At 56.5% G+C, this 13,834-nt stretch carries 12 protein-coding genes; all 12 read left to right on the forward strand.

Annotated elements, in window-relative coordinates:
- Positions 1–17 precede the first annotated feature (17 nt).
- Positions 18–1,457, forward strand: coding sequence for a type II and III secretion system protein family protein (locus Q0775_RS03105; protein WP_298857864.1), 1,440 nt, complete (start codon positions 18–20; stop codon positions 1,455–1,457).
- Positions 1,458–1,470: 13 nt separating this feature from the next.
- On the forward strand, positions 1,471–2,142 hold the full coding sequence (locus Q0775_RS03110) for an OmpA family protein (RefSeq protein WP_298859915.1): 672 nt from the start codon (positions 1,471–1,473) through the stop codon (positions 2,140–2,142).
- A gap of 285 nt (positions 2,143–2,427) precedes the next feature.
- Positions 2,428–3,669, forward strand: a complete 1,242-nt coding sequence (locus Q0775_RS03115; protein ID WP_298857865.1) for an AAA family ATPase — start codon at positions 2,428–2,430, stop codon at positions 3,667–3,669.
- A 27-nt stretch (positions 3,670–3,696) separates the two neighbouring features.
- Positions 3,697–5,121 carry a CpaF family protein gene (locus Q0775_RS03120; RefSeq protein ID WP_298857866.1) on the forward strand — a complete coding sequence of 475 codons (1,425 nt, stop codon included), beginning with the start codon at positions 3,697–3,699 and terminating at the stop codon, positions 5,119–5,121.
- A gap of 51 nt (positions 5,122–5,172) precedes the next feature.
- Complete coding sequence (locus Q0775_RS03125; protein ID WP_298857867.1) at positions 5,173–6,135, forward strand: type II secretion system F family protein; 963 nt, start codon at positions 5,173–5,175, stop codon at positions 6,133–6,135.
- 9 nt (positions 6,136–6,144) lie between these two features.
- Positions 6,145–7,128 carry a type II secretion system F family protein gene (locus Q0775_RS03130; RefSeq protein WP_298857868.1) on the forward strand — a complete coding sequence of 328 codons (984 nt, stop codon included), beginning with the start codon at positions 6,145–6,147 and terminating at the stop codon, positions 7,126–7,128.
- A complete protein-coding gene (locus tag Q0775_RS03135) occupies positions 7,128–7,718 on the forward strand; it encodes a tetratricopeptide repeat protein (protein ID WP_298857869.1) in 591 nt (196 codons plus the stop codon). The genes Q0775_RS03130 and Q0775_RS03135 overlap by 1 nt, the downstream gene beginning before the upstream one ends.
- Before the next feature lie 72 nt (positions 7,719–7,790).
- The gene (locus tag Q0775_RS03140) at positions 7,791–8,639 is read left to right on the forward strand and encodes a tetratricopeptide repeat protein (protein WP_298857870.1); all 849 of its coding nucleotides are present in this window, start codon (positions 7,791–7,793) and stop codon (positions 8,637–8,639) included.
- Positions 8,640–8,642: 3 nt separating this feature from the next.
- Positions 8,643–9,137: a prepilin peptidase gene (locus Q0775_RS03145; RefSeq protein WP_298857871.1), complete on the forward strand. Its 495-nt coding sequence runs from the start codon at positions 8,643–8,645 to the stop codon at positions 9,135–9,137.
- Positions 9,138–9,199: 62 nt separating this feature from the next.
- Positions 9,200–10,507 carry an ATPase gene (locus Q0775_RS03150; protein WP_298857872.1) on the forward strand — a complete coding sequence of 436 codons (1,308 nt, stop codon included), beginning with the start codon at positions 9,200–9,202 and terminating at the stop codon, positions 10,505–10,507.
- Positions 10,507–11,310: an NAD(P)-binding domain-containing protein gene (locus Q0775_RS03155; protein WP_298857873.1), complete on the forward strand. Its 804-nt coding sequence runs from the start codon at positions 10,507–10,509 to the stop codon at positions 11,308–11,310. Before Q0775_RS03150 ends, Q0775_RS03155 begins: the two co-directional genes overlap by 1 nt.
- Positions 11,311–11,358: 48 nt before the next feature.
- A complete protein-coding gene (locus tag Q0775_RS03160) occupies positions 11,359–13,812 on the forward strand; it encodes a ligase-associated DNA damage response DEXH box helicase (RefSeq protein WP_298859917.1) in 2,454 nt (817 codons plus the stop codon).
- The last annotated feature ends 22 nt before the right edge of the window (positions 13,813–13,834 follow it).

Below are 13,834 nucleotides of genomic sequence, written 5' to 3' on the forward strand. Positions count from 1 at the left end.
TCAAAAAGGCAGGTCACATGAAAATTGATAGATTTCTTAAGGCAACCCTTCTCGGGTTGTCACTGAGCGTATCCGCATATGCAGTGACTGCCCCTTCGGCAGCCTTCGCAGATAACTTGCGCATTGTGAAAAGTGGCACCAGTTCAAAACTGAACGTCCCGCTTAATCGTGCAATTGTTGTCGAAAGCGATACCCCATTTGCAGAGCTGAGCATCGCCAACCCTGGCATTGCCGACCTCTCATCGCTGTCGGATCGCACGATTTATGTGCTGGGCAAATCGCCGGGCACAACCACGCTCACGCTGTTTGATGCGGCAGGACGCTTAATCACGAACGTTGATGTGGTTGTGACTCCTGACCTGTCAGAGTTCAAAGAGCGCCTGCGCCAGATCCTTCCAGGGGAAAAGATCGAAGTCCGATCCGCTAATGACGGTATTGTCCTGTCTGGCGTGGTATCATCGGCCCCCAAACTGGCCCGCGCACTTGAACTTGCGCAACGCTATGCACCTGAACGGGTTTCGAACCTGATGAGTGTCGGCGGCATCCAACAGGTCATGCTCAAGGTGCGCTTTGCCGAAATGCAGCGTTCCGTATCCAAATCCCTCAGCTCCTCACTCTCTTTGAGTGGCGGTATCGGCAGCGATATCGGCGTGCGTGGCGGTTCTGGTACTTTGACTACAAATGGTGGCAGCACAGCAGCCATCGCAGGCAGCCTGCCCGCAACCAATACCAACAATGGCGCGATTCTGTTCGGCTTCAACGCAGGCTCCACTCAAGTTGGCATCCTTCTCGAAGCACTTGAGCAAAAAGGCGTCGTGCGTTTTCTTGCAGAGCCGAACCTTGTGGCGCTATCAGGCCAAGAAGCGAAATTCCTCGCGGGTGGTGAATATCCCATCCCCGTTTCGCAGTCCGACAACCGTACTTCGGTTGAATTCAAACCGTTCGGTGTAGAGCTCTCCTTTATCCCCCGTGTGGTGGACAAAGACCTCATTAATCTTGAGCTGAAAGCGGCTGTTTCCGCGATTGATCCGTCTAATGGTATCACGCTTGACGGGGGCTTCTCTATTGCCGCCTTCTCGCGTCGCGAAACCTCGACAACAGTCGAGATGCGCGACGGCGAAAGCTTTGCCATCGCAGGTTTGCTGCAAGATGACTTTACTGACAACTCGTCCCAGCTCCCGTGGATCGGCGATGTGCCTGTTTTGGGCGCCCTTTTCCGCTCCGCAAACTACCAGCGCAGCCAGACCGAGCTGGTCATCATCATCAGTGCCCACCTTGTGACCCCGACTCGCGGCGAAGCCCTCGCCCTGCCCACCGACCGGATCAGACCGCCGACCGAACAAGACCTCTTCTTGCACGGTCGTACAGCTGCCGGCACGCGGACCCCGAAAAAGGGAGCAGCAGGAGAGGTTGCAAAGCAGGACTTTACCGGGTCATATGGCTACGTACTGGATTGAGACAATGAACCGCATGACCCATCGCAAGATAATTACCGGCAGCATACTGTCAGCCGCGATTGGGCTGACGGCCTGCACCACCAGTTCTGATCCCATTTATACCCAGTTTTATTCGGAATCCGGTGCGCTTCTCGACACAGGTGACTTTGGCGAATCAACGCTGAACAATCGCCTTGTGATGACAGGAGAGCGCCAGTACACCTACGATCTTGCACAACGTTTTTCCTCTGAGGTGGATAGCACCGTCAATTTCGCGTTCAATTCTGCGCAGCTTGATGCGCGGTCCCAGTCTATTCTTCGCCAGCAGGCCGGATGGATTCGGCAGTTCCCCGAAATCCGCTTTCGGGTCTATGGTCATACTGATGCCGTCGGCTCCAACCGCGCGAACAAAAGCCTTGGCCTGCGCCGTGCAAACGCAGTTGTCCGCTATCTTGCGACACAGGGAATCAGCCGCAACCGTCTAGAGGCCGTTGTTTCCTTTGGCGAAACGCAACCCCTCGTTGTGACCCAAGGGCGTGAGCGCCGTAATCGTCGCACCGTGACAGAGGTCAGCGGCTTTGTGAAACGTCACCCAACTGTGTTGGATGGCAAATACGCCCAGATCATCTACCGTGACTATGTTGCCAGTGCTGTGAGCCCATCGACCCTGTCGAGTGACCAAGTTGTAGGTCTCGGCAGCGAGTAAGACAAAAAAATTTTCTACAAAGGCGTCCTCTGAGGGCGCCTTTTGCATGTCTGATTGCCCGTCTTTGTCATGGGTCAATCCTGCCGATATGCGGTGATCGTTTCACGATACCCAACAATCGCAGCTTTTCGGCCCCAATCTTGCCTAACTTCCCTGCGATTAATCCTTCAACGAGAAAACTCTGTCCGGGAAAAATACCGGCGGGGGGCAGGTCTTATCAGACGCTGACGCAAATGCGCGGCACTGTTTTGACCATAACGCCCTTTGATAGAAGGAATGAAGGCAATGAGCAGCGTAATGCCACAACCCGATCAGGACGCGATCCTCGCATGTACGGTCAGCCGTGATGTGCAGAACTTTGATCTGTTGATTGAAGACATGGAAACCGCCATGGGCGAGGCGTGGGGTGATCTCGGCTTTGCCGAGGCGTTATCATTTTTCGGTCAGCCCGAGGCGAAAGGCATGGAATTCATTGCCTTGGCCATGGATGAGGAAGATGAAGACAACTTACCTCTGATGACCGAAATTATCACCCAAGCCAAAGCACGTGATATAAGGGTGATCCTGATCGCCGAAGATGTGACTCCCGGCGCGCTACACTCGTTGTTGCGTCAAGGCGCAGATGAATTTGTCCCCTACCCGCTCCCCGAAGGTGAATTGGCCCAAGCGATTGAGCGTATCCGTACGCCCGCACAAGCTCCTGCTACCGCAGCGGCACCCCAGCCCAACGCGTTGCATGCAGGTGCCCAAAAAGATGGCGCAGTTATCGTTGTCCATGGTTTGGCGGGTGGCACAGGGTCCACCACACTGGCCGTGAACCTTGCATGGGAACTGGCAAATGTCGAAAAAGCAGGCGGCCCTTCTGTCTGTTTGATTGATCTGGACCTTCAGTATGGTTCTGTCTCGACATTCCTCGACTTGCCCCGTCGTGAGATCATTTATGAAATGCTGTCAGACACCGAGAGCCTGGATGAAGAAATCTTCGGTCAGGCGCTTTTGGCCTACGAAGACAAAATGCAGGTATTGACGGCTCCGTCGGACATGCTGCCCCTTGATCTGATCACCTCTGAGGACATTGGCCGTGTGCTTGATATTGCCCGCAACCAGTTCGACTATGTGGTTGTCGATATGCCCTCGACGCTGGTGCAGTGGTCCGAAACCGTACTGACTTCCGCACATATCTATTTTGCGATGCTTGAGCTCGACATGCGCTCGGCTCAGAATACGCTGCGGTTCAAGCGTGCCCTGCAATCCGAAGAGCTTCCGATCGAAAAGGTCCGCTATGTGCTGAACCGTGCGCCCAAGTTTACGGACATCAACGCCAAGAGCCGCGTCAAGCGTATGGCGGAGAGCCTCGACATCAGCATCGATCTGCAACTGCCCGATGGCGGCAAGCCGATCACACAAGCCAATGATCACGGCATGCCCCTTGCAGAGTCGGCGCCAAAAAGCCCTCTGCGCAAGGAAATCGCCAAACTTGCAGTCTCTATTCACAACCTGCGCGGCAGCGAATCCGCTGCCGCTTAAGTCCTGACCTTCAGAAAGCATAATACAATGTTCTCCAAGTATAAAAAAACGGACACGGCCCCTGCGGCGCAGGCAGTTGTAACACCCATCGAAGTGGCAAAGCCCGAAGCCACGGCAGCATCCATGCGCCGGGCCGCGCCTGCGGCCTCTGCCGCGCCAGTGGACAAAGAGGTCAAGCGCAAGCAGCGCATGGGCGAGATCAAACTCGACCTGCACCGTGTTCTTTTGGATAACCTCAACCTCGCTGCTCTTGAGCATGCCTCAGAGAGCGACCTGCGTGCAGAAATTAACGCAATCTCGTCCGAGCACCTGAACGAAAACTCCATCGTTCTGGGCCGCGAAGATCGCATGATCCTCAATTCTGAACTGTATGACGAGGTGACAGGCCTCGGGCCACTTGAGACATTGCTCAAAGATGAAACCGTAAACGATATTCTTGTGAACGGCCCACAGCAGATCTTTGTGGAACGCTCCGGTAAGCTTGAGCTGACGGATGTTACATTCAAAGACGAACGCCATCTCCTGCGCATCATCGATAAAATCGTATCTGCCGTGGGCCGTCGTGTTGACGAATCAAACCCTTACGTCGATGCGCGTCTCAAGGACGGCTCGCGTTTCAACGCGATGGTGCCACCAGTTGCCGTTGATGGCTCCCTTGTTTCCATTCGTAAGTTCAAAAAGGACAAGCTGGGCATCGACGATCTGGTGCAATTTGGTGCCTTCACCGAAGAAATGGCCGCATATCTACAAGCCGCCGTTGCAACACGCCTCAACATCATCGTGTCAGGTGGTACAGGTTCTGGTAAAACGACCACGCTCAACGCGTTGTCGTCGTTCATCGACAACGCCGAACGTATCCTGACCATCGAGGATACAGCGGAACTCCAACTGCAACAGACCCACGTAGGCCGGATGGAATCGCGTCCGCCAAACGTTGAAGGCAAAGGCGAGGTTTCACCGCGCGACTGTCTAAAAAACGCCCTGCGTATGCGCCCCGACCGGATCATCGTGGGTGAGACGCGTGGCGAGGAAGTTATCGACATGCTCCAGGCCATGAACACCGGCCACGACGGTTCCATGACCACAATCCACGCAAACTCTGCGCGTGATGGTGTGTCTCGTTTGGAAAACATGATCGCGATGGCGGGCATCGAGATGCCGCTCAAGGCCGTCCGCTCCCAGATTTCCTCGGCTGTGAACCTCATCGTGCAGGCCTCGCGTTTGCAAGATGGCTCGCGTCGCATGACGTCCATCACCGAGATTACCGGGATGGAAGGGGACGTAATCTCTATGCAGGAAATCTTCCGTTACCAGCGCGTGGGCCTCACGCCTGACAACAAGATTATCGGACACTTCACCGCTACAGGCGTGCGCAGCCACTACGCAGAGCGCTTCCGCATGTGGGGTTACGATTTGCCATCCTCTATCTACGAACCCATCGCGGCTGAATAAGACAACCACCCCGAGCGACCCTACGCATTCAGCGTAAAAAGGACCAAGACCATGAGTGCAGAACCAATCATCTACGGACTGATCTTTATCGGCGTGCTTGTGCTCGTCGAGGGCCTGTACCTTGTGGCCTTCGGCAAATCCATCTCGCTGAACTCCCGCGTGAACCGCCGCCTCGAGATGATCGAAAAAGGGGATCGCCGCGAGGAGGTTCTCGACAAGCTGCGCAAAGAAATGCAGCAGCATATGAAATCCAAGAGCATCCCGCTCTACTCCCTGCTCTCCGAGAAGGCGCAAAAGGCCGCGATTGCCTTTACGCCTCAGCAGCTTTTGATGGTGATGGGCGGACTGTCGGTCATCGTCTTCCTGGGTCTGACGGTTGGCACCGATACCGAAACGCCCGTGCGTCTCGTCATGTCAGTGATGATGGGCGTGGGCGCTGTCTTCATGTGGATCAGCATGAAAGCCAACAAGCGTATGGGCCTCATCGAAGAGCAACTGCCCGATGCGGTTGAACTGATGGTGCGTTCCTTGCGTGTGGGCCACCCCTTCACCAACGCCATCTCGATTGTGGCAAAAGAGATTCAGGATCCGCTTGCCTCTGAATTCGGCATCATCTCGGACGAGGCCGCTTATGGCCGCGATGTGGGTGAAGCACTCAAAGAAATGGCCGAACGTTTGGATATGCAGGATTTACGCTTCCTCGCCGTTGCCGTGACGATCCAGCAGCAATCAGGTGGTAACCTCGCCGAGATCCTCGCGGGTCTGGCAAAAGTGATCCGCGCCCGCTTCCGCCTTTTCCGCCGTGTCAAAGCGATTACGGCCGAGGCGAAATGGTCGGGCAAGTTCCTGTCCGCCTTCCCGCTCTTGGCCCTTGCCGTAATCACAGTCGGCGATCCGCACTACTATGACGAAGTCAAAGAAACACCGTATTTCATTCCCGCCTGTTTCTTCGTCGGCATCTTCCTTGGTGTGAACCTTCTGGTGATGCGCGTCCTCACCAATATCAAAGTTTAGGGGGCAGTCATGCTCGATACCGCAAACACAGCAATCGGCGATGTGATGGGCCCCTTCGGCCTCATTATTATCCTTGGCGCACTTGGCCTGATCCTTGTGATGGTCACCGTCGTCATGATGGTAAACCAGCCCGAAGATCCGCTGGACAAGCTCAAGCGTGACCAGAGCGAACGCCGCAAGGGTATGGGCGAAGGCCCGGCCAGCCTGCGACAGAAAGACGGCAACGCCCAGCTTGAGAAGTTTGCAAAGTTCCTCGAGCCTGAAGATGAAGGCGAGTTGAGCCAGAAGCAGCTTGAACTACGTCAGGCTGGATACCAGTCGCGCGATGCGGTCCGTATGTTCTACTTTGCCCAGATGGCCCTTGGTCTCATTGGTCTGTTTATCGGTGTCGTCTATACCAACTTTATCGTCGAAGTTGAGATGACCACGCAAAAGACAATGATGTGGACCCTTGGCCCCGGCGCGATCGGCTATTGGCTGCCCAAATACTGGATCACCCGCCGTGTCGCCGCCCGTGCAGAGCAGATTGAACAGGGCTTTCCCGATTGCCTCGACATGATGCTTGTCTGCGTTGAGGCAGGGCAATCACTCGACCAGTGTATTGTGCGCGTCGCCAACGAGCTTAAGGCCTCCTACCCTGCCCTTGCCGACGAGTTCGAAGTGGTGGCCCAAGAAATGAAAGCGGGTAAAGACAAAGTAAACGTGCTCAACGATCTGGGTACCCGATGCGGCGTGCAGGATATATCGTCTTTTGTAACCGTGCTGGTGCAATCGGCTGCCTTTGGTACATCCATCGCGGATGCATTGCGTGTCTATGCTGCCGAGATGCGCGACAAACGCGTAATGCGTGCCGAAGAAGCCGCAAACAAGTTGCCAACCAAGATGACACTTGCCACAATGATGTTCACCGTGCCGCCCCTGCTGATCATCCTTGTTGGTCCTTCTGTGATGGGTATCACGAAAATGAGTGAAATGGCTGGACCTGGACAATAATGACACCACGGCTAAGGCGCTTTGCCTGCCTATCGATACTGCTCACTGCTTTAGCCGCCTGTTCGTCAGGCGGCTTTGGCGCGTCTGTGTTCACGCCAAAAGACCCTGATGCTATTGACGCCCCCGGGGTTGATCTGCGCGCCGATGGTGCCGACAATCTTGAAACCGGTCACCGCCTTGTCGCCGCTGGCCAGTACGAGCTTGCGATCCGCTCCTTCAATCGCGCGGCAATCGACCGCGGGACCGTGGATGCGGAAATCCTGTCAGGTCTTGGCACTGCCAATCTGGGGTTGGGCCGTTTGGGACAGGCCGAACAACTGTTGCGCCGCGCGATTGAACGGGACGCGACACAGCCCGAAATCTGGAATAATTTGGGTGTTGTACTGATGGAGCGTGGCAAAAATGTCGACGCAACCCAGATATTTCGCAAGGCTTTTGCCCTCGACAATGGCGAAAGTGTCTCAATCCGCGACAATCTGCGATTAGCGCTCGAAAAATCAGAGAATTCTGGTACGTCTAATGGTAACTATGACGAATATAAATTGGTGCGCCGTGGATCGGCAGATTATGTGATCCGCTCGGGGCTGTGACCTAAAAATAGGCATAGCGTGCAACCCACCCTTGGGGCACCTCATGAGGCAGAAGCAGTAAAGGACGCAAAAATGCGCCATAATTCCGTTCTGGCAGCCCTTCTTGCGGGCGCTACATTCCTATCCGCATGCGCAGAGCAAAGCGGTGAAGAAACTGTCGAGCGTGCGTTTCAGGACGTAAACGTCATTGATGACGCAAACCTCAACGAAGTGATGCTGACCGTGGGTGACCCCAATGAGGCCGTCACATACTTCCAACGCGTTGTAAAAGAACAGCCAAAAAATGTTGAATTCCAGCGTGGCCTTGCCCAGTCGCTGATCCGCGCCAAACGCTATGACGAAGGGGCCGCCGCATGGCAGCGTACTGTCGCCCTGCCAGCCGCCACCAATGACGACCGTGTGGAGCTGGCCGATGCGCTAATCCGCGCTGGCGATTGGGCTAAGGCCGAGAAAACGCTTACCGCCATTCCGCCCACCCACGAGACATTCAAACGCTACCGCCTTGAGGCGATCATCGCCGACAGCAAGCAGCAGTGGAAGAAAGCTGACAGTTTTTATGAAACTGCCGTAGGCCTGACCACGTCACCTGCACCTGTGCTGAACAATTGGGGCTATTCCAAACTCACACGCGGCGACTACAAGGACGCCGAGCGTCTGTTCAACAGTGCCGTGACGCAAGATAACACTCTCTTCACCGCTAAGAACAATCTCGTTCTGGCCCGTGGCGCACAGCGCAACTATAATCTGCCCGTGGTCCCTATGGACCAGACAGAGCGCGCGCAACTCCTGCACACCATGGCGCTGTCCGCGATCAAACAAGGCGACGTTGAGACTGGCAAAGGCCTTCTGCGCGAAGCCATCGACACCCATCCACAGCACTTCGAGGCGGCCTCGCGCTCTCTCGCTGCGCTCGAAGCCTGACCGATGGCCATTACGACCTACGCCGCTGCGTGGTTTTTGCCCTTTGTCGTGCCGATCTGCCTCTATGTGATGTACACTGACCTGTCGCGTATGAAGATTACCAATATCGCCAACCTCACGTTGGCAGGTGTCTTTGTCGCGGTGGGTCTCATCGTGCTACCCTTTGACGAATACCTGTGGCGCTTGGCTGGCATGGTGATTGTTCTGTTTGTGGGCGTCATTCTGAACGCCGCAGGTGTGATGGGTGCCGGCGACAGCAAATTCATTGCCGCGGCCGCCCCCTTCGTAGCGCTTGGGGATCTTGTGCTGCTGACATTCATCTTCATCGCGAGCCTTCTAGCCGCTGTTGTCACTCACCGAACCATCAGAATGACCCGTCTACGCCAACTCGCCCCTGATTGGACAAGCTGGGAGCAAGGTAAGAAATTTCCCATGGGCCTTGCCCTTGGACCTACACTGATCATCTATCTCGTCCTCGGTTTCCTTTATGGTGCCTGAAAAGGGCCATTTTTACCCCCTAAGGGTTAGTTAGCACCCGATTTCAGCACAGGGACAGACCAATGAACGCTCCACTTTCCGCCGTAATGGCGCCCCCCGCGCCAAAAACTCTTAGCGATATGCGCCTGCCTGTCGTGATGATGCGCGATATCCTGTTGAAAACGATCTTCCGCAAAAACCTCGATCTGGTGAGCGATCTGTCAAAAGCAGTCTGCCTACCGATCCCAGTTGTACAAGAGCTCGTCGACATGTGCCGCACTCAGCGCCTCGTCGAGGCGACAGGCACGCTTAACGCCCAAAACGGCAATGAGATGGGCTATCAGCTCACCGATGCCGGAAAAGACCGCGCCCTCGATGCCCTTGCACAGTCCGAATATTTCGGCCCCATGCCCGTCCCGCTTGATGTCTACCGCGAGCAGGTAAAGCGCCAGTCTGTGCGCAATATGCAGATCACCCGCGCCCAGCTTTCGGGCGCTATGGGGCACCTAATCCTGCCCGACGAATTGCTCGGAAATCTCGGCCCCGCTGTCTCTGCTGGCCGTTCCATCTTGATGTACGGCCCTCCCGGCAACGGAAAATCCTCGATCTCGAACGGCATCCGCGATGCACTTGGCGATCAGGTCTATGTGCCACGCGCAATTGAATATGCCTCGCAGGTCATCACCGTCTTTGACCCTATTGTGCATGTCGAAGTCGAAGAAGCAGGCCAAGACCCGACATCCCTGCGCCGTATCACCCGCTATGACGCGCGTTATGTCTGTTGTGAGCGCCCCGCCGTGATCACGGGCGGTGAATTGACCATCGACATGCTTGATCTGGTCTATAACCCCACTGCCAAAACCTATCAGGCTCCGCTTCAGCTGAAATCGACGGGGGGCATCTTTATCGTGGACGACCTTGGCCGCCAGAAAGAGCCGCCACAGGCCATCGTCAACCGCTGGATTGTTCCGCTCGAAGAGAGCAAGGACATCCTTGCCCTGCAATCAGGTGAGAAGTTCGAAGTGCCTTTCGACACGCTGGTCATCTTCTCCACCAACTTCCACCCGAACGAGATTTTCGATACCGCCGCTCTACGCCGTATCTTCTTCAAAATCAAAATCGACGGACCAGATCAGGCGAACTTTCTCAAAATCTTTGCCATGATGGCAAAGAAGCGCAAAATGCCGCTAGACGAGGCGACCCTTATTCACCTGCTGAAAAATAAATACCCCACTATCGACAACGTCTATGCGAACTACCAGCCGATCTTCCTGATCGATCAGATCATCGCGATCTGTAACTTCGAGGGCATCCCCTACCAGATGTCGCCAGAGTTGATGGACCGCGCATGGGCCAACATGTTCGTCAAAGACGAACATATCGTGAAATAATGCGATCAAGAACCGGAGTTGCAGGATGTGGCCGCATGGGGGCGCCGATGCTGGCAGCTTTGCGTGCCGCAGGCCTGCCGGCGCGTGGGTATGACGTGCTCCAAATGGGCAGCCCCCATATCACGGATGACATCGCGGTCTTTTCCGAAGACCTCGACACACTGATCACAGTGGTCCGCGACATCGAGCAAACCGAAGCGGTGCTCTTTGGCGAGCAAAATTTCGCGGCTATCCCGACCCTAATTCGCATCATTATCAGCTCCACCCTATCACCCAAGTACGTCAAATCCCTACGCACACGCATCCCTTCCCACATCGCCCTGATCGACGCACCGATGTCAGGCGCACAGATCGCCGCACAAGAAGCGCGGCTGAGTTTTATGATCGGTGGCGACTCTGCGGATATCGATGGCGCGATGCCACTCTTTCACGCCATGGGGAAACATTTCCACCGCATGGGCAGCTATGGCGCTGGCATGCAGGCGAAAGTTCTCAACAACCTGCTTGCCGCCTCTAACACTGCAATGACGCGCCTGATCCTCGACTGGGCCGATGCCGCTGATATGGACCGCAGCGCACTTCTGGACCTCATCCACACCTCATCTGGCCAAAACTGGTTCGCCTCAGGCTTCAATTCGATCGAATTTTCTCGTGACGGCTTTGCGCCTGACAACACAATCGGCATCCTTGTCAAAGACGTAGCAAGTGCGCTTGATGCAGCACCCGAAGGGGCGGACACCAGCCTGCCCGAGATTGTGCAACGCACCATTGCGGCCCTCAAACCACGCGAGCCCAAAGGCTAGACCAATTTACCCATGGTCCCCCGCGCGCCACACGCTATCTTACTCACCATGCAGCACCTTCCCGAAAAATTCCGAAACTGGTTCAGTACAAAAGGCTGGTCCATTCACCCACACCAGCAGGCGATGCTGGACCGCGCGGATGCGCCTGCCCTGCTGCTCATCGCGCCCACAGGCGGCGGTAAAACCCTCTCTGGCTTCCTCCCTACCCTCATTGACCTGCATGAGACGCCCCATGAGGGCATGCACACCCTCTACATCTCCCCACTCAAAGCGCTGGCCGCCGATATCAAACGTAACCTGACCACGCCGGTGCAGGAAATGAACCTCGACATCCGCATTGAGGAACGCACAGGCGACACAACCGCCACCCTCAGAAAACGCCAACGTGCCGACCCGCCCCATATTTTCCTCACTACCCCAGAAAGCCTTGCACTACTGGTCAGCTATGAGGACGCACCGCGCATGTTCAAGGGGCTCAAGCGCGTGGTCATCGACGAAATCCACGCGCTGGCGGAGTCGAAACGTGGCGACCAGATGATGCTGGCCCTCGCACGGCTCAACACCATTTGCCCCGATCTCAAACGCGTCGGGCTCTCAGCCACTGTCGATGACCCCAAAGCCATCGCGCATCTCATGGCGCGTCACCCAGACCCTTGCCAGATATTGCAAGCAGACCCCGGCCCCGCCCCCGACATCCAGATGCTCCAGACCGAGGAAGCCCCACCATGGTCAGGCGGCGGTGCGGCCTATTCCATACCCGCCGTCCTCGAACAGGTGAAGGACCACAACACCACGCTTATCTTTCACAACACCCGCGCCCAGGCGGAGATTTTCTTTCACAAACTTTGGCTCGCCAACGATGACAGCCTGCCCATCGGTATCCATCACGGCAGCCTCGACCGCGAACAACGCGCCCGCGTCGAGGGCGCAATGGTGCGTGGAGAATTGCGGGCCATTGTCTGCACCGGCAGCCTCGATCTTGGCATCGACTGGGGCGATGTAGACCTCGTCATCCAGATTGGCGCACCCAAAAACGTCAAACGCCTCGTTCAGCGTATCGGCCGCGCCAACCACCGCTATAATGCACCTTCAAAGGCACTCCTTGTGCCCGCAAACCGATTTGAAGTGGTGGAATGTGTCGCAGCTCTTGAGGCTGTCCTCGCAGGCGAACTTGATGGCGACCCTCGCAGTACGGGCCCACGTGACGTTCTCTGCCAACACATCCTGATCACAGCCTGCGCTGGTCCGTTCGATGAAGAAGCCCTTTACCGCGAGGTTAAATCCGCAGGCGCATACAGCTCTCTCTCCCGCGCAGGGTTCGATGCCTGCCTCGATTTCTGCGCCACAGGCGGCTACGCTCTGCGCGCCTATGACAAATGGCAGCGTCTGATCCAGCGGCCTGATGGCAAATGGCAACTCCGCGACCCTCGCGCCACCCGAAACATCCGCATGAACATCGGCACGATCCAGGACACCGACACGCTCAAAGTGCGCATGCAGCGCAGCCGTGGCGGCAAACCTTTGGGCGAGATCGAGGAAGGCTTTGCCGCCACCCTCACCAAGGGCGACACTTTCCTGATCGGCGGCCAGATCGTCAAATACGAAGGCCTGCGCGAAATGACAGTCGAAGTGTCCCGCGACAGCGCCAAAAAGCCAAAAGTCGCGACCTTCATGGGTACCAAATTCGCGACCTCCACCCAACTCTCCGCCCGCGTCCAGCGCATGTTCACGCAAGAGGACTGGCCCGAGCTGCCGCCACACACAGCCCAATGGCTAGAGCTCCAACGCACCCGCAGCCAACTCCCGCAACCGGGCCGCCTACTGGTCGAGAGCTTTCCCCACGATGCCCGCGCCCAGACCGTCATCTACGGCTTTGCAGGGCGCAACGGTCAACAAACACTTGGCCTCCTACTCACCAAACGCATGGAGGAGATTGGCTACAGCCCCCTCGGCTTTGTCGCGACCGACTACGCAACGCTTATTTGGTCCCTCGACCCTGTGACCGATGCCGATGCATTGCTAGAAGCCAACGCTCTGCAAAACGGCATGGAAGCATGGCTCGCAGGGAACGCCGTGATGAAACGCACCTTTCGAGCCTCCGCCACCATCGCAGGCCTCATCGAGCGCAACTCCCCCCAAGCGCGCAAATCTGGCCGCCAGGCAACCTTCAGCTCCGACATTCTCTATGACACCCTCACCAAATACGACCCCGACCACCTCATGCTGGAAATCACCCGCGAAGAAGCTTTGCGTGGCCTCGTCGATTTTGGCCGCATCGAGGAGATGCTCGCCCGCACAAAGGGCCGCATCGATCACCTGACCCTTCCCCGCGTCACGCCACTTTCGGCCCCTCTTTTCATGGAAATGGGCCGAGTCCCCGTCAAAGGCGACGCGGAGGAACGCCTGCTTGCCGAGGAAGCCAAACGCCTGATGGAGAACTCCGGCCTTGCGCAAATCACCCCCGCTGCTTCTGATAAACCCCGCTGGCGGGTGGGCTACTAAGCCCCTTGCAGAGGGTCGGATA

Source organism: uncultured Sulfitobacter sp. (assembly GCF_947499945.1).
In the GTDB taxonomy this organism is placed as follows: domain Bacteria; phylum Pseudomonadota; class Alphaproteobacteria; order Rhodobacterales; family Rhodobacteraceae; genus Sulfitobacter.

Excerpts from the sequence above, each read along its gene's own strand:
- Q0775_RS03135 (WP_298857869.1), top strand. The coding sequence starts at position 7,128 with ATGACACCACGGCTAAGGCGCTTTGCCTGCCTATCGATACTGCTCACT.
- Q0775_RS03150 (WP_298857872.1), top strand. The coding sequence starts at position 9,200 with ATGAACGCTCCACTTTCCGCCGTAATGGCGCCCCCCGCGCCAAAAACT.
- Q0775_RS03105 (WP_298857864.1), top strand. The coding sequence starts at position 18 with ATGAAAATTGATAGATTTCTTAAGGCAACCCTTCTCGGGTTGTCACTG.
- Q0775_RS03120 (WP_298857866.1), top strand. The coding sequence starts at position 3,697 with ATGTTCTCCAAGTATAAAAAAACGGACACGGCCCCTGCGGCGCAGGCA.
- Q0775_RS03145 (WP_298857871.1), top strand. The coding sequence starts at position 8,643 with ATGGCCATTACGACCTACGCCGCTGCGTGGTTTTTGCCCTTTGTCGTG.
- Q0775_RS03115 (WP_298857865.1), top strand. The coding sequence starts at position 2,428 with ATGAGCAGCGTAATGCCACAACCCGATCAGGACGCGATCCTCGCATGT.
- Q0775_RS03160 (WP_298859917.1), top strand. The coding sequence starts at position 11,359 with ATGCAGCACCTTCCCGAAAAATTCCGAAACTGGTTCAGTACAAAAGGC.
- Q0775_RS03125 (WP_298857867.1), top strand. The coding sequence starts at position 5,173 with ATGAGTGCAGAACCAATCATCTACGGACTGATCTTTATCGGCGTGCTT.
- Q0775_RS03140 (WP_298857870.1), top strand. The coding sequence starts at position 7,791 with ATGCGCCATAATTCCGTTCTGGCAGCCCTTCTTGCGGGCGCTACATTC.
- Q0775_RS03155 (WP_298857873.1), top strand. The coding sequence starts at position 10,507 with ATGCGATCAAGAACCGGAGTTGCAGGATGTGGCCGCATGGGGGCGCCG.
- Q0775_RS03130 (WP_298857868.1), top strand. The coding sequence starts at position 6,145 with ATGCTCGATACCGCAAACACAGCAATCGGCGATGTGATGGGCCCCTTC.
- Q0775_RS03110 (WP_298859915.1), top strand. The coding sequence starts at position 1,471 with ATGACCCATCGCAAGATAATTACCGGCAGCATACTGTCAGCCGCGATT.